At 49.1% G+C, this 26592-nt stretch carries 25 protein-coding genes and 1 tRNA gene; 16 read left to right on the top strand and 10 right to left on the bottom strand.

All coding sequences use genetic code 11. The annotated features are described in order from the left end of the window. Window positions 1-39 precede the first annotated feature (39 nt). Both ACI351_RS07285 and ACI351_RS07280 read left to right on the top strand, forming a co-directional pair. Window positions 40-1251, top strand: coding sequence for a metallophosphoesterase (locus ACI351_RS07285; protein WP_439734587.1), 1212 nt, complete (start codon window positions 40-42; stop codon window positions 1249-1251). A 301-nt stretch (window positions 1252-1552) separates the two neighbouring features. Continuing rightward, window positions 1553-2011, top strand: coding sequence for a type IV pilin protein (locus tag ACI351_RS07280; protein ID WP_439734586.1), 459 nt, complete (start codon window positions 1553-1555; stop codon window positions 2009-2011). Window positions 2012-2102: 91 nt separating this feature from the next. Here ACI351_RS07280 and rlmB read toward each other — a convergent pair whose 3' ends face one another. The 3 genes from rlmB to ispH are packed head-to-tail and all read right to left on the bottom strand — an operon-like array spanning window position 2103 to window position 5672. Continuing rightward, complete coding sequence (gene rlmB / locus ACI351_RS07275) at window positions 2103-2852, bottom strand: 23S rRNA (guanosine(2251)-2'-O)-methyltransferase RlmB (RefSeq protein WP_439734585.1); 750 nt, start codon at window positions 2850-2852, stop codon at window positions 2103-2105. Between the two features lie 12 nt (window positions 2853-2864). Then, entirely contained in the window at window positions 2865-3965 is a 1101-nt protein-coding gene (locus ACI351_RS07270; RefSeq protein ID WP_439734584.1) for a 6-phosphofructokinase, read from the bottom strand. An 18-nt stretch (window positions 3966-3983) separates the two neighbouring features. Next, window positions 3984-5672 carry a 4-hydroxy-3-methylbut-2-enyl diphosphate reductase gene (gene ispH / locus ACI351_RS07265; protein WP_439734583.1) on the bottom strand — a complete coding sequence of 563 codons (1689 nt, stop codon included), beginning with the start codon at window positions 5670-5672 and terminating at the stop codon, window positions 3984-3986. Window positions 5673-5900: 228 nt separating this feature from the next. Between ispH and ACI351_RS07260 the strand changes: the two genes are divergently transcribed. After that, window positions 5901-6374, top strand: coding sequence for a type IV pilin protein (locus ACI351_RS07260; protein ID WP_439734582.1), 474 nt, complete (start codon window positions 5901-5903; stop codon window positions 6372-6374). 16 nt (window positions 6375-6390) lie between these two features. Here the strand turns inward: ACI351_RS07260 and ACI351_RS07255 are convergent, their stop codons facing one another. The 3 genes from ACI351_RS07255 to ACI351_RS07245 are packed head-to-tail and all read right to left on the bottom strand — an operon-like array spanning window position 6391 to window position 8118. Then, window positions 6391-6891: a thermonuclease family protein gene (locus ACI351_RS07255; protein ID WP_439734581.1), complete on the bottom strand. Its 501-nt coding sequence runs from the start codon at window positions 6889-6891 to the stop codon at window positions 6391-6393. Between the two features lies 1 nt (window position 6892). Next, window positions 6893-7771, bottom strand: a complete 879-nt coding sequence (locus tag ACI351_RS07250; RefSeq protein WP_439734580.1) for a diacylglycerol/lipid kinase family protein — start codon at window positions 7769-7771, stop codon at window positions 6893-6895. Beyond that, window positions 7768-8118, bottom strand: a complete 351-nt coding sequence (locus tag ACI351_RS07245) for a hypothetical protein (protein ID WP_439734579.1) — start codon at window positions 8116-8118, stop codon at window positions 7768-7770. The genes ACI351_RS07250 and ACI351_RS07245 overlap by 4 nt, the downstream gene beginning before the upstream one ends. A 143-nt stretch (window positions 8119-8261) precedes the next feature. Here ACI351_RS07245 and alaS point away from each other — a divergent pair, with 143 nt between their 5' ends. Together alaS and ACI351_RS07235 are read left to right on the top strand one after the other, a co-directional pair. Then, window positions 8262-10874: an alanine--tRNA ligase gene (gene alaS, locus ACI351_RS07240; RefSeq protein WP_439734578.1), complete on the top strand. Its 2613-nt coding sequence runs from the start codon at window positions 8262-8264 to the stop codon at window positions 10872-10874. Between the two features lie 415 nt (window positions 10875-11289). Further along, window positions 11290-11922, top strand: coding sequence for a type IV pilin protein (locus ACI351_RS07235; protein ID WP_439734577.1), 633 nt, complete (start codon window positions 11290-11292; stop codon window positions 11920-11922). A gap of 86 nt (window positions 11923-12008) precedes the next feature. Here ACI351_RS07235 and ACI351_RS07230 read toward each other — a convergent pair whose 3' ends face one another. Further along, window positions 12009-14960 carry a DUF2339 domain-containing protein gene (locus tag ACI351_RS07230; RefSeq protein WP_439734576.1) on the bottom strand — a complete coding sequence of 984 codons (2952 nt, stop codon included), beginning with the start codon at window positions 14958-14960 and terminating at the stop codon, window positions 12009-12011. A gap of 42 nt (window positions 14961-15002) precedes the next feature. Continuing rightward, window positions 15003-15491 (bottom strand): TlpA family protein disulfide reductase, encoded by a 489-nt coding sequence (locus ACI351_RS07225; RefSeq protein WP_439734575.1) that lies wholly within the window; start codon window positions 15489-15491, stop codon window positions 15003-15005. A 61-nt stretch (window positions 15492-15552) separates the two neighbouring features. Here ACI351_RS07225 and ACI351_RS07220 point away from each other — a divergent pair, with 61 nt between their 5' ends. The 5 genes from ACI351_RS07220 to ACI351_RS07200 all read left to right on the top strand — a co-directional run bounded on the left by ACI351_RS07220 (window position 15553) and on the right by ACI351_RS07200 (window position 18722). Continuing rightward, entirely contained in the window at window positions 15553-16473 is a 921-nt protein-coding gene (locus ACI351_RS07220; protein ID WP_439734574.1) for a M23 family metallopeptidase, read from the top strand. Window positions 16474-16488: 15 nt separating this feature from the next. Beyond that, window positions 16489-16899, top strand: coding sequence for a bactofilin family protein (locus ACI351_RS07215; RefSeq protein ID WP_439734573.1), 411 nt, complete (start codon window positions 16489-16491; stop codon window positions 16897-16899). Between the two features lie 14 nt (window positions 16900-16913). Then, window positions 16914-17597 (top strand): SurA N-terminal domain-containing protein, encoded by a 684-nt coding sequence (locus ACI351_RS07210; protein WP_439734572.1) that lies wholly within the window; start codon window positions 16914-16916, stop codon window positions 17595-17597. Between the two features lie 3 nt (window positions 17598-17600). Then, window positions 17601-18509, top strand: a complete 909-nt coding sequence (locus ACI351_RS07205) for a PfkB family carbohydrate kinase (RefSeq protein ID WP_439734571.1) — start codon at window positions 17601-17603, stop codon at window positions 18507-18509. 129 nt (window positions 18510-18638) lie between these two features. Then, window positions 18639-18722, top strand: a tRNA-Leu gene (locus ACI351_RS07200). A gap of 85 nt (window positions 18723-18807) precedes the next feature. Here ACI351_RS07200 and ACI351_RS07195 read toward each other — a convergent pair. Further along, entirely contained in the window at window positions 18808-19413 is a 606-nt protein-coding gene (locus ACI351_RS07195; protein ID WP_439734570.1) for a hypothetical protein, read from the bottom strand. Between the two features lie 442 nt (window positions 19414-19855). Here ACI351_RS07195 and ACI351_RS07190 point away from each other — a divergent pair, with 442 nt between their 5' ends. Then, window positions 19856-20464, top strand: coding sequence for an outer membrane beta-barrel protein (locus ACI351_RS07190; protein ID WP_439734569.1), 609 nt, complete (start codon window positions 19856-19858; stop codon window positions 20462-20464). 41 nt (window positions 20465-20505) lie between these two features. Here the strand turns inward: ACI351_RS07190 and ACI351_RS07185 are convergent, their stop codons facing one another. Continuing rightward, window positions 20506-22440, bottom strand: coding sequence for an N-acetylmuramoyl-L-alanine amidase family protein (locus tag ACI351_RS07185; RefSeq protein WP_439734568.1), 1935 nt, complete (start codon window positions 22438-22440; stop codon window positions 20506-20508). A gap of 25 nt (window positions 22441-22465) precedes the next feature. Here ACI351_RS07185 and ACI351_RS07180 point away from each other — a divergent pair, with 25 nt between their 5' ends. From ACI351_RS07180 to ACI351_RS07160, 5 genes are all read left to right on the top strand, one after another. Then, on the top strand, window positions 22466-23215 hold the full coding sequence (locus ACI351_RS07180; RefSeq protein WP_439734567.1) for a Nif3-like dinuclear metal center hexameric protein: 750 nt from the start codon (window positions 22466-22468) through the stop codon (window positions 23213-23215). A gap of 23 nt (window positions 23216-23238) precedes the next feature. Next, window positions 23239-24480, top strand: coding sequence for a M20 family metallo-hydrolase (locus ACI351_RS07175; protein WP_439734566.1), 1242 nt, complete (start codon window positions 23239-23241; stop codon window positions 24478-24480). A gap of 8 nt (window positions 24481-24488) precedes the next feature. Then, complete coding sequence (locus ACI351_RS07170; RefSeq protein ID WP_439734565.1) at window positions 24489-24905, top strand: hypothetical protein; 417 nt, start codon at window positions 24489-24491, stop codon at window positions 24903-24905. Between the two features lie 60 nt (window positions 24906-24965). Beyond that, complete coding sequence (locus tag ACI351_RS07165; RefSeq protein ID WP_439734564.1) at window positions 24966-25748, top strand: prepilin peptidase; 783 nt, start codon at window positions 24966-24968, stop codon at window positions 25746-25748. A 290-nt stretch (window positions 25749-26038) separates the two neighbouring features. Then, the gene (locus tag ACI351_RS07160) at window positions 26039-26479 is read left to right on the top strand and encodes a type IV pilin protein (RefSeq protein ID WP_439734563.1); all 441 of its coding nucleotides are present in this window, start codon (window positions 26039-26041) and stop codon (window positions 26477-26479) included. Window positions 26480-26592 lie beyond the last annotated feature (113 nt).

Raw genomic sequence — 26592 nt, 5'->3', positions numbered from 1 at the left:
TGTCGTTTTGAGGAAGGATATTTTGTAAAATGAAAGAATATGAAGAAATTACTCCTTTTGATTTGTTTTATATTTTATGCCGCGTACCTTCCTGCTGCGCGCATTATCCGTGGGCCGTATATTGAGGACCCGACCCAAACTACAATGATTTTAAAATGGCAGACGGATGTTTCTTCTCCAGCGTGGTTGGAATACGGCCCCGCTCCCCGCTGCAATCAGATTATGACAGTGGTGCCCGAAGGAACCCAGCATAAAGCTGTTTTGTACGGGCTTGTACCCAATCAGGATTTTTGCTACCGCGTGTATGTATATAATGAAGCACGCGACGGTGCACAATCCCCTGCAGAAGGAACCTTTCGTACGTTATATTCCGCCGAACGCAAAACGGTTAATTTCTTGGCGCTTGGTGCTACGGGGGCGGAACTGGCGGCAGATGAAAACGGGGAACCGCTGCCGGATGAGGCCGCTGCGGCGCGGAAAAAACTGGCCGAATTGATGAAAGCGGAAAAGAGCGATTTTTTAATTCATACCGGCAATATTACCGATAGCGGTCTAAATGAGGACGCGGATCGGGAATTTTTTACGCCTTTCAAAGATGTTTTGTCTCAAAACCCGTTATTTGTGGCTTTAGGCCCGAATGAGTACGGCCCTGATCGTGAAAACCGAAACAGCAAAGCGTTCCTGCGTACCAATTATTCGCGCTACCACGATATGAGTTGGGGGTACGCTACGCCCAAGTATTATTCATTTGATACAGCCAACGCGCGTTTTGTGTTTTTGGACGCAAATGTGGCCGAAGGCGCGGTATGGGCGCCGGAAATCGGCGAGAAATCAACGCAGACGGAGTGGCTGAAAACCACGTTGGCGGGTGCGGGCGAAAAATGGAAAATCGTAGTGATGAATGCACCGGCGTATTCGTCCGGTGCGCGCGGAGCCAATAACGAAGTTTTTTTAAACTGGGTCAAAATTTTTGAGGATTACGGCGTAAATTTGGTACTGCAAGGCGGCGACGCCGATTACGAGCGCACCTTCCCGATGTTTAGGGGGGAACCCAAGCCCCGCGGCGTGACGTACGTTACGCTCGGCACGGCGGCCCCGCAGCCCACCAAGCGCGAAAATCCGGATCCTTCCACCGCGCGTTTCGTATCGGCGCGGCACTATGCGGCGGGCAAGATTGTGGACCGCAAACTGACGCTTAAAGTGTACAGCGACAAGGGCAAGGAACTTGATAAAGTAGAAATTTATCTGTAGTTTTATAAAATGCATTTACATAGAAAGGGACGGGATAAAACCCCGTCCTTTTTTTTGTGGAAAAGAGGGCTTGCCCTTTATGCATTTAGAGTATGCCGGTAACAGTGTGTTCTAAACTGCTCTAATGAGTGGGGAAAGAAATCCGCGGACTGGAAGGCCTTGATTCGTTTTTTTTTTTTGATACCATAGAGTCATCCCGTAGACTTTCTGTACGGGATCTCCCGATTGTGTTTTATTTCGTCAAAATCGGTAGATCCTGAGCAGAAGCGACTCAGAATGACTTTTTTTAGGGGAAAACAAAATGAAAGGTTTTACACTTATAGAGCTGTTAGTTGTTGTCTTAATCATCGGCATTTTAGCCGCCGTTGCGTTGCCTCAGTACCAAAAAGCGGTGGAGAAAAGCCGCATTTCCGAAGCGATGACGCTCGTATCCGCCATCGGCAAAGCGGAAGAGCTGTATTTTATGGCAAACGGTGAGTATGCCGGGGATATCGATAAACTGGATTTGGATTTCCCCGGCGAACGCGTCAATTATTACGTCAATTCGCTTCAAACCAAGCATTTTGTCTGCCGCCCGGTAGGCGGGGTCTGGCAGGAAGCGGAGGTACTGGCCGCGTGCAACCGTTTGCCGAAGGAAACAGTCTATGCGGTGGTGTGGTTAAAGGGGGGAGGATTGGCTTGCCAGTGGTATAACGAAAAGGGAAAATCGTACTGCAAAATGTTCGGCCCTGTGACGGGCAGCGAAGTGCGTATGTTCTAAAAAAATATCCCCCAGAGTAGCACGGGGGGTAGATACACAATAAAAATCCCCGGAGCGGTTTCTCCCCGGGGATTTTTCTGCAAAAGTTCTGTTATTTTTTCAGCTGTACTTTGGCCATCATATCGTACATAATAATGCTGGCCGCGGCGGAAGCGTTCAAACTTTCCACGCCGCCTTTTTGCGGGATGGAAATAATTTCATCGCAGTTTTCGGCTGTTTTCTCGCGGATACCAAAGCCTTCCGAACCAATCACCAGCACCGCGGGGGAGGCGTAGTCCATTTTGGTAATGGATTTGCCCGCCATGTCCGCGCCGTAAATCCAAAAACCTTCTTCTTTCAGGTCGGTCAGCGCGGCGGACAGGTTCGCCACTTCCACGATGTTGATATTTTCAATCGCGCCGCACGCTACTTTGTACACGGCGGGCGTAATGCCTACCGTACGGCGGTTGGGCAGGATAATGGTGGAAAAGCCCAAGCAGGCCGCGCTGCGGATAATGGCGCCCAGGTTTTGCGGGTCGGTCATTTCGTCCACGGCCAGCCATAAGTCTTTCTTGTTCCCGTCGGATTCGTAAATGGCGTTGGATAATTTCATCAGTTTGACGGGTTGGATTTTTGCCATAATCCCCTGGTGGTTGGCGTTGCGGGTTAATCGGTCCAGCGTTTTGTTGTCAATACGGTCTATTTTCACGTTTTGGCGTTTGGCCAAGCGGATAATATCCTCCACCGCGCGGTGGCCGGCCTTGGAGTCGGACACATATAACTGTGTAACGTTGCGTTTTTTGCTTCTTAACGCTTCCTGTACGGGGTGGATGCCGTAAATCATATCTAAGTTGTCGTTCATAAATTCTCCTGATCAGCCAATTTCGGTTGAACCGAAGCTCATCCCCACTTCCAGCGCGGCGCGCACTTCTTCGCCATGCGGGTCAACGCGTTTTAAGTTGGAAATCGCATCCGAAATTTTCACTTCCGTCATTTTAAACGAGTGGAAAGCAGCCATATAACCAAATTTTTCTTCCAGCACCATATCAAGCGCTTTGGCGCCGTAGAGGGTGGAGAGCCAGCGGTCAAACGCCGTCGGCGTGCCGCCGCGCTGGGTGTGGCCCAGTACGCAGGCGCGCGATTCAATGCCGGTTTTGTCCTCAATCATCTGGCTTAATTTGTTGGCTATGCCGCCCAAGCGGATGGCATCGGTGCTGCCGGCGACCGTGCGCGCGACGGCTTGTTCGCCCAGTTCATTTTTGGCACCTTCGGCAGCCACTACAAGGCTGAATGTTTTGCCTTTGCCTTTGCGTTCCAAAATGGTGTTTACGATAACGTCGTCATTATACGGAATTTCGGGAATCAGCACGATGTCGCCCCCGCCCGCAATGGCTGAGCGCAGCGCAATCCAGCCCGCGTAACGGCCCATTGTTTCCACAATCATCACACGGTGGTGGCTTTGGGCGGTAGTGTGCAAGCGGTCAATGGCTTCGGTGGCGATGGCAAGGGCCGAGTCAAATCCAAAGGTTTGGTCGGTGGCGGACAAATCGTTGTCAATAGTTTTGGGTACGGCTACAATTGGCATTCCCATCTCCACAAATTGCTGGGACATGTGAAGCGTTCCGTCTCCTCCTACGGTAATCAGCGCGTCCAAACGGTTTTCTTTAAAATTGTGGAAAGCAACGGACGACAAATCCCGCGGCGTTTCGGGCGAGCCGAACGGAGGCAGCGTGTAATTAAACGGGTTGGCGATGTTGCTGGAACCCAAAATGGTGCCGCCCAACGTTAAAATGCCGGAAACGGTTTCGTTGTTAATGCGGATAAATTCGTTGCGGACGAGGCCGTCAAATCCGTTTTTAAACCCCAGCACTTCAACTCCGTGCAACAGCGCATTTTTGCTGACTGCGCGTACGACGGCGTTTAAGCCGGGGCAGTCTCCGCCGGCGGTCAAAATCCCTATCTTTTTAATACTCATATCCCCTCCGAATATTGTTTACAGCAGCGCGGCCAAACCGCTTAATGCCCACAGAACGAAGAACTGCCCGTCCACCAGCGTTTCATCCTTCACGCTGCGCGTGGAATTTCTGCCATAATAATATATTACTATAAAAATCGTGTATAGGTCGCCGATGAGCAGCATTGTGACGAGCGCGGGTTTCCACGTCAGCGTACACAAGGTGGCCAGCGCGGCGGTCAGCGAAGCCAAAATAAGCGTTACGGCCCATTTGGTTTTTTTCATACCGAAAGCTTTATAAAAATTTTCGCGGCCGATGATCATATCTTTATTGGCGGAAGAAAATCCCAGCGTAACCGTACGCATAAAGACCAGGAGCATTGTATATACAATCGCCAAATAAGCGGCCTTGCGCGATAACAGCCCGTAATGGTACGCGGGTAAAAACGCACACGCAAACGCCCAGCCGAGCGCGGTGGCAAAATCCTTCGTTCCGGGGAGCGGCGGCAGCTGGGCCGTGATTACATTGCGAAACGGATAGAAAAATCCCGCCGCCAACAGTGCGGCGCATAAAGCGAGTGTTTTTGCGCCCAGCCAAGCGGAAATGCCCAGCGCGCCTGCCGCACAGATAAAACTGGCCGTACGGAGAAATGTTTTGTTTTTAGCGTATGAGGCTTCAGTCGATCGGTTAAAAGCCGTTCCCGTAAACACAAACAGCCACGCAAAAGTAATCAGCCGCCAATCTGTAGATAGTCCCTCCAACCGCATACATACGCAGGCAAGTGCGGCGGCGGCGGATGCGGTGTAAAACGCGTTTTTTACTAAAAAATGCCAGCCTTTCTGCAGCACGCGCAGGACGGTTTTTGAGCCGGTTTTGCGCAGTTCTCTTACGCGTGCGGCCACGCGGTCAATTACCCAGTTGGGGGTGGAAGCGCCGGCCGTAATAAAAATTTTCTGCGCGCGGAGGACTTGTTGCGTTTCCAGTTCGTCCTCTGTTTCTACGTGTTGTACGTGGGGGCAGAGCCCTTGGCACAACAAGGCCAAGCGCGCAGTGTTTGCACTGTGTTTGCCGCCTACGACAATAACTAAGTCCGCCTTTTTCGCCAGTTCGACGGTTTCTTTTTGGCGGTCTTTGGTCGGCTGGCAGATTGTGTTGGAAATTTGGCATTCGTCCGCGTGTTTTTTGATTTCTTCGGCGGTCGCGTAAAAATCGCTTTCTTTTTGGGTGGTTTGGGAGACGACGTTTACCTTATCAAAATGCGGCAGTTTGGCGGCTTCTCCGGCTCCGGCTACTACGGTCCCGTTGCCTTTCGCGTACCCCAACAGACCGATTACTTCGGCGTGTCCGCCGTCGCCCACGATAACCGTATGATATCCTTGGGCCGCAAATTTAGCGATGATGTTTTGCGCGTGTTTCACAAGCGGGCAGGTGGCGTCCACCACTTCCATCCCGTGTGTTTCCACGTCTTTTTGAAATTCGGGCGTAATACCGTGCGCGCGGATAACTAGCACGCCGGATTTATCGGCAGCGTCCTGCGGGGCCTCAATAGCGGTAATCTGTTTGGCGGCCAGCATATCGGTAACTTGTTTGTTGTGAATCAGCGGGCCGATGGTATAAACGGGTTTTTTGCCGGCGGCTTCCAATTCCAGCACCTTATCAATGGCGCGTTTGACCCCCGGGCAAAATCCTGCGCTTTTGGCAACGGTAACGTCCTGTTCTTTTTCCATACTTATATTATAGGAAAAATACCGTTCTTTCCGCCCTGCAAAGTTTTATTAGGAAACAGCGTGGCTAAACAGCAAAACAGGGGCCTTGACCCGTTTTTTTTTTTTGATACGATAGGGTTATTCCAAGAGTTCCTGTGCGAGAATTCCCGATTGGGGTTTGTTCGCTTAAAATCGGTAGAATCTGTGCAGAAACATCGCAGGATAACTTTTTTAATAGGAGAAAATAATATGAAAGGTTTTACGCTGATTGAATTATTGGTGGTTGTTTTAATTATCGGTATTTTGGCTTCTGTGGCGTTGCCGCAATACCAGAAGGCGGTGCTTAAAAGCCGTGCCTCGGAAGCGTGGGTAAACTTGAAAAACATCAATACGGCCGTGAGTGCGCGTTGTTTGGAAGACCCAAGTTTTAGCGCTGGTTCATTAGATACTTTAGATATTAAAATACCAAGTTCTAAAAATTTTTCTTATCACGGAAATATTGACTGCAGTGCTCCGCGTTTACACGATATTAGGGCGATGGGTTCCTCTGCGTTAGGGGGCGTGACTTTGTATATCCACTCCCAAACGGGCCGCCGTTCTTGTTTTGGAGGAAATTGTAATGCTTTAGGTTTTAACAAGTATTCTACGGACTCCAATATCTGTATGTGTGGGACAGGCGGTAGCCCATCCGATGCCAGTACGCAATGCTACTACGCAGATTAGCCGTTTTCCGCTTGTGCTACTGATACCTGTTTGACTTTGTTCCGCCGTCGTACGCGTAGCCTAATTTGCGGCGGATCAGTTCGCGGGCGAGGTCTTTATCCTCTCCGTTGGTTACGTCGCACAGCAGGCGGAAGTATTTGTCGCGCCCGCAGTCCGTCAGCGTGACGGGGGCGCGTTCCAAAAACTCTTTTGTAAACGCTTTGGCTTTTTGGGCCAAGCGTTTTTCTTTTTTGGTTTTTCCTTTAATTTCGGGGCAGTCCACCCCGCGCACGCGCACGGGAACTTTTTCGCAATACACGGCAAGCGAACAATTCAGGTTGATTTTAAAGGTGTCTCCGTCGTACACGGAGGCCACGGACACGTTGCGGAACATTTCCCCGTCCACCACTTCGCCCGTTTTGGTCAGCGGTTTGCCCTGCTGCTGAAGCACAATCAAAACCGCCGCAGCTAAAACGGACGCCCAGAATTTAACTTTTTTGTCGGAACATTTGCGGGATGTCCTTTTGCGGCGGGCCATATTACTTCTCCGGAAACAGCACTTTTAACGCTTTGGGCTCCACCGTAATTTCCAAGGAGTCTTTTGTTTTGCGCGGTTCGCCGTCGATGTGGTAAATAATATCCCCCGCTTGGCGGATGAGCGCGTGTTTGACGTGCGCGGTTTGTACAACGCCGAACGGGCGTTTGCCGTCCGTAAAAAAGAACGGCGCGGTAAGCGCCAGTTTCCACTTGGCGATGTCCTGCACGGCCACCATATCGAGCAGTCCGTCGGTGAGGCTGGCCTGAGGGGCGATTTTAAAGTTGCTTCCGTATTGGCGTCCGTTGGCGAAAACAAGCGTCAGCGGCGCGGTTTTTACGGGTACGCCGTCTGCGGTCAGTTCCAAATTTTTCGGTTTGTACGACAGGGCCGTTTTCGCGCCGATTTTAAAATACGGCCACATACCGCGCTGCCCCGTTTTGCCGTGTTCCATAAACTGCCAAGCGATGTCGGCCTCGATGCCGACTCCGGCCAAGTTGAGAAACAACTCCCCGTTGGCGCGGCCTGCGTCGCACCAAACGGCTTTGGCGCGCTGCAGACGCATAACGGCTTCTTCAAATAAAAGCGGCATACCCAGTTCGCGCGCAAATCCGTTGCCGGACCCGCGCGGAATGACGCCCAGCGCGGTGTTTGTTCCCACTAGCCCACGGGCGGTTTCGTTAATGGTGCCGTCTCCGCCGATGGCGACGGCCGCGTCAAAACCCATATCCGCGGCCTCTTTCGCCAGTTCAGTGGCGTGCCCCGCATCTTTGGTCAGGCGCATATCCGCGCCCGGAAAATTCAGTTGTATGCACGCGGCAAGCGTTTCTAAATCCGCTTGGCCTTTGCCGCTTTTGGGGTTTAAAATAAAACGGATTTTCATAATTTTTTTAGCGTTTGTTCGGCGGGCGCGTTTTGGGCCTGTATTTGCAAAAGAGCGTCGTGAATACGTTCCGCTTTGAGCATTCCGTTCCCCACTCCGGCCAGTTTGGCTCCGGCAGACAGAATAAACATCATCAGTACCGCAAACAAACCCAAATTGGCGATTTGGTTTACGCCCTGCATCGGGATTTGCATCGGTCCGTATTGCGTGTTTATGCGCAAGTCCGCCATCTGCACTACGGGCGCGACGGGCTGCCGGTCCGCAAACACTTTATACATTCCCATTACGGAAAACAACATCAGCATCAGCCCTGCACAAATAAGTAAATAGCCTAAAATTTTATTCATACAATCTCCTTATAAAAATTATAACAAAACATCTAATAAGTTCGCGTTAGGCTTTTGGTGCGTTTGGAGCCGTTGTCCGGCCGACCGCGCGGACCCGTATATTTGATATACTTTATTATATATATTTATTGAAAGAAGGTTTTATGAAAAAAAGTACAGAAATCAGAAACGGTTATTTGCAATTTTTCCATTCCAAGGGCCTGCCCGTGGTGGCTTCCAGCTCCCTTATCCCGCACTCGGACCCGACGCTCCTTTTCACCTCCGCCGGTATGGTGCAGTTTAAACCCAACTTTTTAGGTATCGACAAATCCCTCAAAAACGCCACCACCTGCCAGAAATGCGTCCGCACCACGGATATTGACAGCGTGGGTTTTACCGAACGCCATTTGACGTTTTTTGAAATGCTGGGGAATTTCTCTTTCGGCGATTATTTTAAAAACGAGGCTATTGCCTGGGCGTGGGAATATCTTACCCAAGTGCTGGGTATCGACCCCGAAAAACTCTCCGTCAGCATTTACAAAGGCGGCATCGCTCCGCGCGACGAAGAAGCCTACAACGCGTGGCTGAAATACGTGCCCGCAGCACGCATTTTCGAGCTCGGCGAAGACGACAACTTTTGGACGATGGGGCCCACCGGTCCCTGCGGCCCGTGTACGGAAATTTATTACGATTTCGGCGACAAGGGTTGCAAAAATCCGCATTGCGACATTACGTGCGACTGCGGCCGCTTTGTGGAAATTTGGAACTTGGTGTTTACCCAGTTCGACCGTCAGGAAGACGGCACCTTAAACGCCCTTCCGCATAAAAACATCGATACGGGTATGGGGCTTGAACGGTTGTGTATGGTAATGCAAAACGCCAAAAATGTCTTTGAAACCGATTTGTTTACGCCGCTTACCGCGCAAGCCAAAAAAGATTTAAACGTAAAAGGCGAAACAAAAGAGGAAATTTCCGCCTTGCGCATTATTGCGGACCACGTGCGCAGCTCCAGCTTTTTGATTGCCGAAGGCATTTTGCCTTCCAACGAAGGCCGCGGCTACATTTTGCGCCGCTTAATCCGCCGCGCCGCGCGCTACGCCAAACTAATGGGTAACGACAAGCCGTACTTGTATACGCTCGTGCCCGTGGTGCAGTCCATTTTTGCGGGGTTGTATCCGGAAATCGACAAAAATTTAAGCCACATCCAGGACGTGCTGAAACAGGAAGAAAGCACCTTCTTAAAAACGCTTGTGACGGGTGAAGAAAAGCTGTCTGCGCTCTTGGCCTCCTGCGGCAAAACTTTATCCGGCGAAGAAGCATTTCACTTACACGAAACGTTTGGTTTCCCGCTGGAACTGACCAAAGAAATCGCCGCCGCCAAAGGCGTGACGGTGGACGAGGCCGGCTATGCAAAAGCCAAAGAATCCGCGCAGGAAAAAAGCCGCTCGTACGCGGATGAATTTTCCAAAGAAAAAGTCGTCGTTTTGCAAAAGATCGACAACGGTTACCCTGCCACGGAGTTTGTGGGGTATGAAACGCTGTCCTGCGAAGCCGAAGTGCTGGCCTTATTGGACGAAAAATTTGAATTTGTGGACGCGTTAAACGGCAATGGTTTTGCCGTATTTGACAAAACATCTTTCTACGCCGAATCCGGCGGACAGGTGGGCGATACGGGCGTGATTTTGTCCGGCGGACAAGAAGCCGCGCGCGTGACCGATACGCAAAAGCCGCTCGGCAAAGTCTATTTGCATAAAGTGTCCGGCACACTTAAAAAAGGCGAAAAAGTGACGTTGTCTGTCAATGAAGCCCGCCGCAAACGCTGTATGGCCAACCATAGTGCCATTCACTTGGTAAATGCGGCCCTGCGGCAGGTGTTCGGCACGTCGGTTCACCAGAGCGGGTCTTATGTGTCGCCCGAACGCTTCCGTTTTGACTATACGCTTTCCAAAACGCCTTCCGCCGAAGAATTAAATAAAGCGTGGGCGATTGCCAACCGCGCGGCCGAAAGCGCGCTGCCTGTTTCGTGCCAAGTGCGCCCGCTGGCAGATGCCGACAAATTGGGCGCGGTTACGCTCTTGGGCGAAACGTATGCCGATCCGGCTCGTTTCGTGTTGATGGGCGGCGATTTTAATCATCCTGAAGCCAAATACAGTTTGGAACTTTGTGCCGGAACACACGTCAAAAACACGGCTGATGTGATGACCGTGCTTGTGCTGAAGGAAGGATCCGTTTCCGCGGGAGTGCGCCGTATTGAAGGCGTGGCGGGTTATGCGGCGCTTGATTATTTGAAGAATGTCAATGCGCAGGCGGAAGAGTTGGCTTCTCGTTTGGTGGTTCCGTCCAAAGACGTATTTACGCGCGTTAACGCGATTATGGACGAACTCAAAGAAGTCAAAAAACGCTATACGCAATTTAGAGAAAAAACTTTGGCTGCCGGCGGTGTAAACGAAATCGCGTTTACGATGAAGAACGGTGCGTCGCTGGTGCTTCGCAACGCCGAAGGCGCGGAACCCAAGGAACTGCGCAACATCGCCGATACTATCGCTCAGAAACACCAACTGGCGCTGATTATCGTGACGTGTGATAAAGAGGGCAAGCGGTCGTTTGTCGTTAAGATGGCGGGAAAACTGCCCAATACGGACGCGGTAACAGTCGCTAAGCAGATCGCGGCTGATTTGAACGGCCGGGCCGGCGGACGGCCCGATTTTGCGCAGGGCGGCGGCGAAGCTAAACGCCCGATGCAGGAATTAATCGGCGCGTTAAAAGCAACACTGTAAGTTTTCAGGAACGCAAACGAAACTCCCCGAAAGATTTTTTCGGGGAGTTTTTTGTATGTATATTTTGTTGCAGCTGTTTGTGCAGGCTTTTATCCTGTTTATAAAACGCCTCAAGGCGGAAAAACATTTTTACTTGTTTGAGCGCAGCGAGTTGTAAAAATGTCCGCTGAGAGGGCGTTTTATAGGATTCAGCCTGCGAGTTTTTTGCTTACTTTTTGCCGATGCAAAAAGTAAGAAGGAAATCTTGACCCGTTTTTTTTTTTTGATAACATAGGGATAATTCCAATTGTCATCCCGTAAGAGCCTGCCCCGTAAGGTAGTTATACGGGGTTGTAATACAGGATCTATTGTTTTAAAACGGCAGATTCCGTGTTACGTCCTCACGGAATGACGACGCATACGGGGGGATATTGCTATGTATCAAACTCTTGGTTTTACGCATTGGCCTCATTATAAACTGACGCTTTTTGCGCTTAGCGTCACTCCGGAAGGCCGTCATCCGGAGTCTGGGCATAGTATTTCAGAATCCAGTAAAATGGGGTTTACGCTGATTGAGTTATTAGTGGTGGTACTCATTATTGGTATTTTAGCGTCGGTTGCGCTGCCGTCGTATAACCGCGCCGTGCTGCGGGTTCATTATCGGGAGGCGCAAACATTGGCGCGTTCTTTCGCCTTGGCTGCCGCAAGGTATGATTTAGCCAACGGTGCGCCGCCATATTATTGGGGAGATTTGGACTTGGGCGTGCCTTCCGGATGTTCGGCTCCCGATACCGTTTCGGAAGGATGGATGTCCTGTGCGAATGACCGTGTAATGTGTGATTTATTGGTAGGAGGATCAAAAGTTGTAATTTGCGTTTATTACTCTAAATCCGGTTTTACCATTGCACACGCGGAATATTTTGGTGATCAACCAATACAGCGGGCGTGTTGGGCTAACTCAAAAAATCCGACGGCTGAGGCTGTATGCCAATCAATGGGCGGAGTGAAAAACGGCTCTTCCGATCACTCCATTTGTCTTAAGGACGGATGCAGCGTATATTCCCTTTAATTTGGGTATAAATGTAAAGGCAATCCCCCAGCTAGGCTGGGGGGTATTTATCTGCCCCCGCGTGTACACACGGGGAATTTTATCGCTTAAACTTTCCGTTTCCGTTGGTAATAGAATGACGCACCGATTAAGATAAACGCCAGTGCAAATAATCCTATAATCCTGTACAACGCTTCTAACTGCCAGATATCGGAAAAGAAGAATTTGAGAAGCGAAAGCAAAATAATTCCCGCGCCTGCTTGGCTGAGCGCATTTTTGCCGTAGGATAATCCTAACGTGATGCACGCTCCGCCAAATAACGCCCAGCCGAGCGTATACGCGAGGGCCTCGGCCAGACGGCCCGTAAAATCAAATGCCAAGAGACCGTCCGCAAACCAGTGGGCAATTTCAATATTAAGCAGCCAGAATAAAATAATGCCGCCTATTGCTGCCAAAGATTTTTTCCAAAAACGGTTGTTGTGTTCCGGCCACCACCGTGCAGCCAATAGGGCACACGCGGCACAAATGCCGTACACGCCTAAATACCAATTCCACACGCGCGTTGCGGGAACGGGGGCCGGCTCGGGGAACAGCAGACGGAAAAAAGCAAACGCCAAGAGGCCGTATCCTGTTCCTGTCAGACCCTTATAGGGTACGCGCGTATTCAGCCAAATGAGCGCTCCACCTTCCAGCGCCCACGCAAGGGTAAGCCATTTGCCACCCATTTCCAACGGGAAAATTACCGTGAAAAAGAACAACGCCGCGCCCGCCGCAAAAGCAAGCGGCGTTATTGTCCTTTCGTCCGTTTGGCGTTCCGTCCACAGTTTTTTTACAACGGGCAGATAAATCAGCAGGAACGCGGCAGGCAAAAAGCCTCCGTGAAAATTTTTAACCGACGGTTCCAACCAAATATCAATGAGCAAACACGTAATGACGCCCGAAAGAGAGGCAGCGGCCCACGCAGCTTTGCTTTGCCAAAAATATTTTTTAAACACAATCGGAAATGCAAAGAATAGTACGAAAATTCCTAGGCTCCACGATACTAATACAAATTCTGATTTAGGTGGAATACGTAAAAAACATAAAACAATTTGCACTAGCATCCCTCCTGCCAGCGCTGCGGGCAGGAACGATGCGTTTTTGTAAATTCGTGCGGCCAGTACGTTTAATGCGCATATCGCTAGCACTGCGCCCATTATCCAATGCAAGCTGAGGTATATTTTGGTGGATGGATATTGAAAGAGAATGGACAACAATAATACAAAAGGAGCGAGTGCCGTAAGGGCGGATAAAATATTTTCGCCCGCCAATGTTTCGTCATTCCCTTTCAATTTGCGGAGCAGTATAAATAATCCGCCGCCCAATACCGCGGGAATGAAAGCCAGCCACATCAGGCAAAGCGTTTCGGACGCAGTCCACGAGGTTATTTGGCCGGATAGTAAAAGAAGAACCAGTACCGTCAGCCCCATACCGGCTGCTGCTGCGAACACGGCCCCCGCTAGAACGGCAAATACAACTGCACCGGACATCAAAATGAAAAACAGTCCCAAGGTTGTTATGGCTAGTCCAAAGGGAATTTCCGGTTTGATTACCAGCGCGCACGCGAGCGGCAGCATAAGAAGCGCGGGATAAATGGCGGAAAGTCGTGCCAGACGGACGGGAGTGTTTTCTCGTTTGTGCCAAATAAATTCCGCCCCGCCGTTGAGAGCCGCAAAGACAATAAAAGAACCAAATAGCAGAACGTGCGGAATTGCGTTGAAATTGGTGTTGCTCCAAATAAAAAGTATCAGAAACGCAATTATTTTTCCCGCCGCAGCGAACGGCGCGGGCAGATTGTTGCGTCCGGCCTGCCATAAAATCAACAGGTTGACCAATAACGTATAACCCAAGAGTTTTATGGCGGCGGCAGTGCCGTGAACCATTGCGGGAGCAAACATCAACGCCATTGTGGCGCATAAAAATACGCCCAAAGCAGCGGTGGGAGCTGTTCCCTTTAACAGTCGTTTGTTCGCCAGCCACGCTGCGCCAAGGGCATACAGCGAGAAGAACGAGCATACCCCGTTTAATTTGTATTCCTCAAATGGCAACGGGGAAAAAAGCCACGCTGTTTGGCTGAGCCACGTAAATACAAGCGTGCAGATTAAAAGTCCGTTCCAACCGCGTTTGGCTGCGGCCAAAACGGCGGCCGCGTTGATGAATAGAATATACGTAAACAGCGCAATCCAAGCATCTTGGCCGGAGCTAACAAGCAACGGCGTTAAAAACGCAATAACGGCGCCCAAATATCCCACATACTTGGCGTCTTTTCTGACGGCACATCCGAACGCCGCAAAGGCCGTAAGCGCGAGTAGAATAAATGTGACGGCAGGGGGAATGAACTGGTAAAACGTATGTGCGCAGTAGATGCTCGCATAAATAACGGCCAGCCCGCTGCCCAGCAGCGTGTGTGCGGTTACTCGGTATTTTTCTGTACGGATAAAGTATCCTGCCGCGGCCAGTGCAAGTCCTAAGCCTGCATTGCAAATCACGCGTACGGCAGGGCTTACCAAGTTGTTTTCAACGGAGTATTTAATGCCGAATACAAAACCTAAAAACAGCATTAGTCCTCCAATCCAAGAGAAAATTTTGGCGGGAGAAAATTCAACGGAAGCCACTGCCGGTGGGGTTTTCTTATTAGAAACGGGTTGTGTTTGTGACGGAACCTCGTTTTCAAGCGGACGGGCGGTAGTTTGCGGTTCAACGGGTTTGGATTCTTTATAGAAAGTAACGGTTGCCTGTATGGAGCCGGACGGTTGTTTGGGCAAGGATGTTTCCGGTTTGGCGGATTCTGTTTTCGGGGCGGAAAGAGCAGTCTTATTGACTGTGTGTTGGAATTCCGCCGTTTCCGCACTATTGGGAGTACGGGTTTGAAGGAAAGACTCTTGCTGTTTGCTTTCTTGCAGTTGTTTTTCCAATTTTTGTATGCGGTAGCGTAAACCGTTTACGCGGTCGCTTACCACCAAGTGGTGTACCCATAAAACAACCGTTGCGATACAAAGTAAGACCGTAATAGCTTCCATAAAATCTCCTAAAAATCCCGCACGAAGGCGGGATTTTTAAATTTACTTGGTTACATTTTCTAAGTGGGTTTGGAATTCATCTCCTAAGTTGGGGCTAAATCCTTCCCAATGTTTCACAACGCGGTGTTTTTTATCAAACAGCACTGCGTGCGGCAGGCCGTGAACTTCCAAGCTTTGTGCAATAGCGCCGCCGTCATACAATGCGGTAACGGTAAAGTCGTGTTCTTTGGCGACTTTTACGACAGGGTCTGCCTTGTTGTCCATAAATACGGCCACGATTTCAGCTTGGTCGCCGAATTTTTCTTTCGCTGCTTGTACCGCGGGCATTGATTTTTTGCACCACGGACACCAAGAACCCATAAACACTATCAGAACGGGTTTTCCTTGGTGTTCGGCGGATGTCCACACCGTGTCTTTTTCCGCGGCAACGGGTAACTGTACTTCGCCCAACGTAGGTACGTCCGGCAGCGGTTTAAACATACAGGCCGCACTTAAAACGGCCAATACTGCGGTAAAACATAATTTTTTCATCTTTTCTCCTTTATGCGGGAAATATGCCCTTGCAGGCTCCGTATATGATAGAATACAAAAGATGGAAAAATTAATCAATTCATTAGGCAGGCTGTTGGGCGAGCGTGTGGATATTTTGATTATGCCGCGCTTGGGCCGCTCTGTTAAATTTAAAGTGCGCGTGCTGACGCTGGGGTTACTGTCATTGTTATGGCTGTTTGTCACGTTGGCGGGCCTCTTGTTCTTTATCCGTGCGTATGATTATAATATTACCAAAGCCGACAACGAATTGATGCGCGTAAAAATGAAACTGATCGGCGATGAATTGGAACGCGGACGCAAGTTCCTTGAAATGACCCGCACTACCGATACGCAAATGCGCCAAATGCTCGGAATGCCTGGCGGCAAATTTATTAATCTGCCAAAAGGATGGGAAGCTGCCAAAGAAAAAGAGGACGAACGTGCGCGCGAATTGTTAGGTAAAGATTTAAAAGAGTTATCTGCTGAAGAATTTGAAAAATATATTGATTCCATTGAGGACCAAGCCAAAACGCGTTTGGCCAGCTATCAGGAAATTGCTTGGTATTTCGCCAACCGGCGCGAAGGATTAAACTCTACGCCGTCTATCCGGCCTTCATCAGCGCGTATTAGTTCCGGTTTCGGGTATCGGTTGGACCCGTTCGGCCAGCGTACCACCAAGCGCCACAACGGTATTGACTTTGCCGGAAAGCCAGACAGTCCGATCGTTGTTACCGCAGACGGTGTGGTGCGGCACGCGGGTTGGGTGCCCAGTTACGGTCAAGCTATTTTGGTGGATCACGGTTTTGGGTATTCTACGCTTTATGCTCATACCACGGGCGTACGCGTAAAAGCGGGTGACGTGGTAAAACGCGGCGATAAAATCGCCACGATGGGATCCAGCGGCCGTTCCACCGGCACACATTTGCATTATGAAGTGTGGAAGGATGGGCAGGCGGTTAATCCGCGCAACTATTTTAAATGATTTTAGGAGGACGTTATGGGATTTTTAAAGAAAGATTCGGATTTCTCTTCCGGCGAACACTATTCGGTGGTCAGTGCGGAATGTTATTTCCAGGGTGCGCTGAGCGTGCAGGGGTCCTTGCGCGTGGACGGTACGCTGGAAGGAACTGTGGATAATGCGCGCCACGTGATTGTGGGAACGGAAGGAAAAATCGTTGGCGACGTGACGGCGCAGGTGGTGGTCTGCGGCGGCGTGATTGAAGGCAACGTATGCGCCGATATGTTGGAAGTATTGGCTCCGGCCTCAATTAAAGGCGATATCCGCGCCAAAAAAATGATGGTGGAAGAAGGCGGCCGCATTGACGGACGGTGCGCTATCGGCGGGACGGAAGGAGAAGAAATTTCCTCCGACGACGACGCGGAAGAAGACGATAAAAGCAAAAAATAAAGGGAGATTACAGTATGATTTCGTTTTTGATTAAATATAAAAAAGTCATTCTTATCATTACGCTCGCCTTTTTCTTGGGCAGCATTGTATATTTAGGCGCGGACGCGTACCGCCGCAGTAATTTCAGCGCGGTGGCCGCTAAAGTGGGCTCCAAGGATATTACCTACCGCCAGCTTTACCGCGTAACCGAGGACCGCGCACAGATGATGCGTAACCAAGGTGTAGATGTGAACGAAGAAATATTATCTTTTCTCCAGCAGCAGTTTTTGGCCGCGCTCATCAGCGAAGAAGTATTGAACCAATCCGCCGAAAACGCGGGGATGGCCGTGTCCGATTACGAAATCGCGTATGATATTCAAACGTCTCCTTTCTTTGCCCCGAATGGACAATTTAATAAAACCGCTTACGAAGCCGCCGTTAAACGTGCCGCGGGAATGACTCCCGCCGAATTTGAAGAACAACTCCGCCGCGGCAAACTTTCCGACCGTTTCCGCACCGTGTTGTATTCCCATTACAAATTAACGCCCGCCGAAATCAAACAATCGTACAAAATTCAGCACGGAAATTTGAAGGACTTTGAGAAAAATAAAAAAGATTTTTCCGCCCAACTGATGGATACTAAAATGGAAACGGCGCAGAAAGCGTTTTTCGACCAGTTTAACGAAAACGTAGAAATAAAAACCTATTTACAGGATTAAGGTATGGCAAACGAAGTATTAGTGGTGGGCTCCGTAGCTTTTGATACGATTGAAAATGCTAACGGACGCGTTAAACGCGTGCTGGGCGGTGCGGCGAGTTACGCCTCCATCTGTGCGAGTTATTTTGCCCAGCCGTCTGTGGTGGCGGTCGTCGGTACTGATTTTACCGATGCGGACCGCGCCCCGTTTGTTAAACGCGGGGTGGATTTATCCGGTTTGGAGGTGAAAGAGGGAAAAACCTTCCATTGGGGCGGCAGTTATGATAAGGATTTTAATACCGCCGTTACTAAATTTACGGATTTAAACGTATTTAAAGACTTTAATCCCGTGCTTAGTGCGGAACAGAAGAACGCCAAGGCGGTCTTTTTGGCCAACATCGACCCCGAGCTTCAACTTTCCGTACTTAAGCAAGTTAAGAAACCGCGTTTGGTGGCATGCGATACGATGAACTATTGGATTGCTTCCAAAAAAGAGGCACTGTTGGAAGTCGTTAAACGCATTGATATCTTCTTTTTAAACGAAACCGAAGCGCGCCAACTGACGGGCGAATACAACCTGATTAAAGCCGGACGTATGCTGCTGGCCAAGGGCGTGAAATACGTGATTATCAAATTGGGCTCCAACGGGTCTATGCTGGTAAGCAAAAAAGGCATTGTCCAGTTGCCGCCATATCTTTTGGAACACGTGCACGACACGACCGGCGCGGGCGATACTTTCGGCGGCGGATTTACGGGTTATTTGGCGAGCCAGAAAAATTGGAGCACGCTGCAGTCGATTAAACGCGCGATGATGGTGGGAAACGTGATGGCGTCGTTTACGATAGAGTCGTTTAGCGTGGACCGTCTGGCCAATTTAACGCGCCGCGACATTAAAAAACGCTTAAACGAATATACGTCTATGTTGTGTTTTTAACGGAGTTTTGGAAAGAAAAAACGCCGCCTTATTTTGGGGCGGCGTTTTTAACGGGCGGAGAAACTGCGGCCTTGAAAAAACAATTTGATTTCGCGTGAAAATTTGCTAAAATAAATATATCAATTTGTTGCCGGGGTGCTGGAATTGGTATACAGGATAGTCTCAAAAACTATTGCCCGCACGGGCTTAAGGGTTCAAGTCCCTTCCCCGGTATTAATTTAGAAATCCGCCTGAAAGGGCGGATTTTTTGATGTATAATTTGGGAAGAGTTGTAAATCCTTAAGTGTTGTTAAATTTATTAAAAATTAAAGCGAAGCCCTATATGCGGAATTAAATTATCAATGTCATCTACCCCGGTTCCGCTGTGCATAAAAGCATGATACCAAGACAAACCCATATCTACGGATACGACCTCTCCCATAACTCCCGTTATTCCGGCATGTATAGCGGTAGTAAAATCATTCCCGTCATCTAAAAAAGAATAAGAACCTATTGTTACTTTTTCTTTCCAATGGAGGGTTCCTGCGCCAAAACCAAAATAAAAGAAAGTCCCTTCGTCTAAACGAACGTCCCGATAAGCGTTTAAAAGGAAAATATCTGTAGATATTGTTGTTGGCGTTTGGCTGGAAATTAATGCCCCATAATTATCTCTCCATGCAATATTTATATTATCATGCATACTGGAGCGTCCAATCCAAGAAAACTCTAAGCGGTACCTACCAGAAAAGTTAAGTCCCAATCCAAGACCGTATGTTGTTCCTTTATCTTTGAAATTAATGCCGTCTATAGTTGTATTTACAGTAGTGTTATGAAAGCCTATTTGGGTGGCAAGATAAGGTGTTGTGTAAGCGTGGGCTACTGAATAAAATAATACAAACGACATCATGATAAGTATTTTTTTCATTTTATTTCTACTCCTTATTATTTTTTAGGCTCAGCTATAACAAGAAGCAAAAATAGGCAAACAAAAACGGCTGTTATATTTGAGCCATTCAGACTAACCCAAATAATAACAGCCGTGGCCCCCGCCATATAAAAATATGGCGGGAAGCGCTTGACAGAGTACACCCAAGGGATCAGCTCGGGCATACTCTGTCTAAAACGACTGCTCTTGGAGTCTGAATGAGCCTTTGGTATCCCAAAAGCGCACCGTATTCCGCATACGGTTCCAAAAACAGAATCAAATTGTGTATAAGCCGCGTTTAAGGCTTATTTTTTTACTAACAAATCCCTTCAATAAGTCAGGATACTTTTATTATAAAAATTTCATTATCGTTTGTCATCTTTTTATTCTAACCCTATTGCAGTATTTATTCGCCGCCGGACATCTTATTACAATATACAATATGACAAAATTTGCGTTGTTGGCTTGCCTGCTACTTTCCTTTCCTGCCGTTACGTCCGCTCAAATTTATACCGCCGGCAGCGGTTACTATCCCCAAGAACCTTCCGTTATTTTCCCGTGGGAGGTTTCTCTCGGTCTGACCGGAGCGTATTCTCCCGTCCAAGAGACCGACGGAGAACGGTTGCTTAATTTGCAAGGCGGCGTGTCCGCCCGCGCACTGTATTATTTGACGCCTTGGTTTGGCGTCGGGCCGGAGGGAACGTGGTTTTTCCCAGCCGGCGGTCGTCCGTTGGTGGACAAATATAAAGTGTTTCGCTTTGGGGCGGCGGCAAAATTTGTGGCCGCCAGCGATACGGCCACCCGTTCCTACGGCATTTTGGCCGCGGGGGTAAACCGTCGGGAGGCGGAGTATTCCGTGGGTATTAAAGAAAGCAAAAAATCCGCTTATTTTGCGTTCGGCGTCGGGATAGAAACCGACGTGGCCGATTCGTGTTTTATCGGGCTTGAACTGCGCGGTATTTATAATACGAGTGCGGAACTGGGCCGGATTTCGTATTTGACTTCCCGCTGGGAAGCCGAAGCTTCCGTTCGCGCGGGGATGCGTTTTTAGAAAATTTTTGAATGAGTCCCGTTTTTGCGGAGCGTTTTTGGCTATCTATTTTTTGTTTTGTCTGAGGACGGTTTGCTCGGCAGAAGTACCACTTTTTTCATCGGTTTGCGAAATGCGCGGCGTTTGGCGGTTTTTTTAGACGGACGGGGCTCAGCTCCGTAAAAATTCATAATACCTTCATATAATGCGCGCACCAAGGGCTCCCTGCCTTTTTTGCTGCGCGCCATTTCTTCCTGTTCCGGCAGAATAATATAGGCGTTTTCCACTAAAATACTGGGCATTTGCGGAATACGCGGGATAAAAAGCACGTCGTTGGCGATCATTCCGTTGTCCGGCAAATTGACCCGTTTGGTAAAGGCATCGTAAACAGACTGGGCCAGCCGGAAACTGTGCGGATAATTATAATATACCGAAAATCCGCGCGCGCGAGAGAGCGGATTGACCGTTTCCGGCAAAGCGTTGTAATGCAGGCTGACGAAAATATGCGCATTTTCTTGGAGCGCGTATTTGTACCGCTCTTGCAGGTTTTTGCGGTTAGAGCCTTCGCGCGTCATCAGCACGGCGGCGCCTTCCCGTTCCAAAAGCGGTTTTAATTCTTCGGCCAAGGCCAGATTGGCTTCGTATTCCAAATATCCCGTAGGGCCGACGGCTCCGTCGTACGGGGGCTGGCGGCGGGGGCTGTGGCCCGCGTCAATCAAAATCCGCGCGCCAGTAAGCGGTTTGTCGGGCGTCGGCGTTAAAACGGGGGTGTGGATTAAATCCAGCACCAGATTGTTTTCTTCAAAATCATAAGCATGCCCCCACGGCGCGGCGCCTTTTTTGAAATAAATTTTAAACAGCAGCGTATCTTTGGCGGGTTGGGACCATACAATGTTTTCTACCAGCGGGCTGGTAGCGTCCATACTGAAATTTTCATCAAATTGGTCCGTGTAATACAAGGCCAATTCAAGGCGGTCATTATATTCGTGTACGCTGATGGGGATTTTCCGCTCCCCGTGAAAAACAAACCGCGTTTTATCATCCGCCGTATTCATACGCAGCTGCGTAATCCGGTTCGGCGTATAATCTTGGGCGGATTCCATTTTAAAATTGGTTTCTTCCAGCCAAGCGGACTCTCTGTCGTTTAGCGCAATGCGGTATTGTCCGTTCATTCTCCCATTGATGAGAACGCTGCCGTATGCGCGGTAGAACGGATATAAGTTCTCGCGCGGGGTGGGGATTTTACGCAATTTTACGCCGTCATTGATAATTGTCGCGCGGGTAAAAGGATCTTTGGCGGAAAGTACTTTCAGTTTTTCCGGCGCGGTAATTTTGGCGGATGAACCGTCGGGGCCGTCTTTCATCCGGTAGGTAATTTTTGCTGTTTTGGGTTTTTGGTCTGGGGCAATGACGTATTGGGTCCGGTACGACCCGGGGGACGAAACATCCTCTTTCATCGGCAGATTCTTACCGTCTTTTAACCCCGAAAGCGTAACGGTTACCGAGGCGCCGGCGGTGCCGCGCGCATAGAGGCTGACGGTGTCTCCCGCCACCAGTTCCACGGTTTTTTGGGGGAAGATTTCTTCGGGGTCAAATTCGGCTTTGTCGGAAAAATTTTGGATATCTGCCCCCGGGACTGTAATCCGGCGGACGGCTTGCAGTATTTCACTGCCGTTGGAAGCCGTCAGCACAAATTCAAACGCGCCGCTCTGCACAGGCAAAAAAGCCAGAAAAGCGCCGTTTGGGCGGACGGGGATTTCCTCGCCGTTGATGTCAAGTTTTACGGGAGGGGGAAGCGTAACTTGTCCGAAGATAAAAATCTTTTTGGCTCCGCGCGCCACCGTCATATTTTCGTGCGGATATTGGACGGTAATGGCAGGGCCTTTTTCAAGCTGTTTTTCTTGTGCGGGCAGATAAAGCGCCGTGGGAATGGCGGCGCAAACATCGTTTAGTGGAAAAAATAAGGGGAAAATTAGTAAAAAAAGAGTTCTTTTCATCCTTATAAAATGATAACATAAATCTATGGTTAATTGCGAAGACGTTATTCACTTTTTAGATACGTATTTGGATATTGCCCATATTCCGGATGCCAGCCGTAACGGTCTGCAAGTGGCGGGTACTGCGCGTGTGGGTAGTATTGCGTTTGGCGTATCGGCTTCGCTGGAGTTCTTTCGCAAAGCCCGTGCAGCAGGGGCGGATCTTGCCGTTGTACATCACGGTCTTTTGTGGGGTAAGGAACAGGCCGTTACGGGACTCTTCCGCGAGCGGTTGGCTTTCCTCTTAAAAAACGATTTAAATCTGGCTGCTTATCACTTGCCGCTTGATAAACACCCCGTTGTAGGCCATAATGCTTGCCTAATGCGTGCGCTGAAAGCTGAACGCGTGCAGCCGTTTGGGGAATATCACGGCCAGACGATTGGATTTTCGGGCGTGGTAAATGCTCCGTTGGACGAGTTGGTCGGCCGTTTGGAGAGTTTCTGCCGGACAAAAGCGTCTGTATTATCGTATGGCCCGAAAGAAATCGGTTCGGTGGCTGTCGTTAGCGGAGGAGCGGGCGATTTGTTGCCGCAGGCAATTTCCCAAAAAGTCGATTTATACGTTACCGGAATTTTGGACGAACCTGCGCAGGAATGGTGCCGTGAAGGGCACATTAACTGTATTGCACTTGGACATTACAATTCGGAAACGGCCGGTATGCTGGCGCTGAAGGAACTGGTGGCGAAGCGTTTTAACGTACTTACTCAATTTATAGACGTCCCCAACCCTTTATAAGGTTTTTGGAACGGAGGAAGAATATGGAAAACACGGAAAAAGAATTATTTAAGAAAATCGATACGTATAAGCAAACGGTTATTGATTTGCAAACTAATATGATTGCTCTTCCGGCAATTTCGCCGACACAGGGCGGAAAGGGAGAAGGCGCAAAAGCCGCATATCTGATGTCCGTTCTGAAACAGATGAAATTTGATGAAATTTCCGTTATTAAAGTAAAAGATCCCCAAGCCGAAGGCGGGGTGCGTCCCAACATCGTGGCCAAATACTACGGCCAAAACAAGAAGAAAACCTTGTGGGTGATGGCGCATTTGGACGTGGTTCCCCCCGGGGATTTGGGACTGTGGAAAACCGATCCGCACAAAGCGGTGGTAAAAGGGGATAAAATTTACGGGCGCGGTTCCGAGGACAACCACCAAGGCGTGGTATCGGGGTTACTCGCTGTCAAGGCAATGATGGACTGCGGTGTCCGTCCGCCGTGTACGTTTGCTTTATTGTTTAATGCGGATGAAGAAATCGGAAGTGCGTTCGGTATCTCTACGATTTTGAAAAAACACGCCAAAACTTTCGGTAAAGACGATGTTTTTCTGGTACCAGACGGCGGAAACGAGGACGGAACAATGGTAGAAATTGCCGAAAAGAACATTATGTGGCTGAAATTTACCGTTTCCGGAAAGCAGGCGCACGCGTCACTGCCCCACTTGGGCAACAATGCAAACCGCGCGTCGTCTCATTTAATTGTGCGCTTGGACGAAGCGCTGCATAAAAAATTTAATAAAAAAGATAAACTGTTCGCACCGGAATCGGCCGGTACGTTTGAACCGACTAAGCGCGAAGCCAACGTACCCAATGTCAACACCATTCCGGGTACGGATGTATTCTATTTCGATTGCCGTGCTATTCCCTGCTACTCTAATAAAGAAGTCTTGGCGGAAGTGGATAAAGCGGTCAAAAGCGTAGAAAAACAGTTTAAAGTAAAAGTGAAAGTGGAAAAACTGATTGAAGAATCTTCTATTCCCACGAACCCGAAAGCAGAATTGGTAAAACTGACGTTGGCGGCTGTAAAATCCGTTTATAAAAACACGCCGCGTGCAATGGGCGTAGGCGGCGGAACGGTGGCTTCGTTCTTACGTAACGCGGGCTATCCGGCCGTCGTTTACTGCAAAGTGGACGATTTGGCCCACCAGCCCAACGAATACTCCAGCATTAAAAACACGTTGGGCGACGCCAAAGTGTTTGTGGACGTTTCGCTCCATTTTAAATGAGGTCCGTTATGAAGAAAGGTTTTACAATAACCGAAATTGTCATTATGGTTGTGGTGTTTGCGTTGCTGTTTGGGTTTACGGTGCCGAAATTTATGGCGCTTGTACACAAAGCCCAAGAAGGCAGCACCAAACACAAATTGGTAAAAGTGCGCAGCGCCATCGCCGCCTATTACGGCGAACACGAGGGCACTTACCCGACGGACGATTTGTCCTGTCTGGTACCGGCGTACATCGAAAAAATTCCGCAGGCCACGGTCCCGGGCTACGCGCCTTCCGCGCACGTGTCTACGGGAACTTTTGAACAGGCTTTTACCAAAACCGGCGGCTGGGCATACGTAAACGATCCGGCCGACCCGCGCTACGGCGATTTTTTCGTCAACGTTGATCGCGATGACAGCTACGGTAAAGCTTGGCATACGCATTAATATTTCCCCCTGCGCGTTTTGTGCGGGGGATTTTTATGTTTTGGGAGTTTTTAACTGGATATGGAAACGCTTATTTTGATTTTTTCCGCCTTGTTCGGCTTAATTTTCGGCAGTTTTTTAAATGTATGTATTTACCGTATTCCGCGCGATAAATCGCTTGCTTGGCCGCCTTCGTCCTGCCCGAATTGCAACGCGCGGATTAAATGGTATGACAATATTCCCGTGCTGAGTTATCTGTTATTGCTGGGCAAGTGCCGCAACTGCAAAAGCCCAATTTCGGTGCAGTATCCGGTGGTGGAGCTGTTAACGTGCGCGCTGACGCTGCTGTTTGTGTGGCGGATGGGAGTGTCCGTTTGGACGGTGGTGACGGTGGCGGCGGTATATGCGCTTATCGTATTATCCGTGATTGATTTTCATTTTATGATTATTCCTGACCGTTGTTCGCTGGGGCTTATTGTGCTGGGGCTTGCGTTCGCGTGGACTAATCCCAATTTTAACGGCGTATGGTGGCAGAAAGAGCTGGCTTCGTTATTGGGAGCGGGCGTTGGGCTTTTTGGCGTCTTGGCGATTGCATTTATCGGAACGTGGATCTTTAAAAAAGAAGCAATGGGCGGCGGAGACGTCAAATTAATGGGCGCAATAGGCGCGCTTATCGGCTGGGAAGGCGTGATTACGACGATAGTGTTCGCGTCGTTCTTCGGGCTTGTGTATGCTGTGTTTTTAATGATTTTTAAAGGGAAAAAAGGCGGTGACGCCATTCCGTTCGGGCCGTTTTTAAGTTTGGGCGCGCTGATTAATTTATTCTATTTAATTAAACCGTCTATGCTGGTTATTGAACTGTAAACCATCCGCCAATTTTACGAAGAGGAGAGCGTTTTTCTCTCCTCTTTTTTGTTTGTATGTTTTTTGCTTATTTAGCAATAGTAACAAGTAAAAGATTGGGAAATTTAGAGCAACATCCTCCCTCCATGGGATCTCTCCGGCAAGGGGTTGACCCGTTTTTTTTTTTTGATAAACTGGGGTTATTCCGAGGGTTTTCTGTTTGGCGTTTCTCTGTTGTAGTTTATTCCATCAAAATCGCCAGTTGCTGAACAGAAACTTCACAGGATGACTTTTTTAAAGGAGAAAATAAAATGAAAGGTTTTACGCTGATTGAATTATTAGTTGTCGTGTTAATTATCGGCATATTGTCTTCGGTGGCGCTCCCGCAGTATACCAAAGCGGTGGAAAAGAGCCGTATGGCCGGCGTCTGGAGCAAACTGGCGACGATGAACCAAGCCTGTCAGGTAACTCTTTTGGAAGGCGGATATTGTACGTTTGACCAAATGTCAGTAGATTTTGATAACTGTTCCGGTGGAAATTATTGCACTGTGCCTTGTCCTTCCGGCGCGTGGAGTAATTGTGCGTATAATATCCATGATTTTTATGATCCAATTCAATTTGATTTTCATTTTACGAACGGAGGGAATTATCATTCCATTATGTTGTATGGCGACGGTTCTCGTTGTTGTCAAGGTCCCGATTGTTCTATTTTTGTTAAGCCGGATGAAATAAAAAGCAGTTGTTATATATGAAGTAATTGAATCAGTATATGTTTTTTTCAAGAACTCCCCTGATGGCGAAGCGGGGGAGTTTTCTATACATTCCGCTCGCAAGAACTCCGGGCGTAAGCCCGAGAGGTGGAGCG

This window comes from Candidatus Avelusimicrobium sp. (assembly GCF_051874775.1).
Lineage (GTDB): Bacteria > Elusimicrobiota > Elusimicrobia > Elusimicrobiales > Elusimicrobiaceae > Avelusimicrobium.
This window is presented reverse-complemented; position numbering and strand designations above follow the sequence as displayed.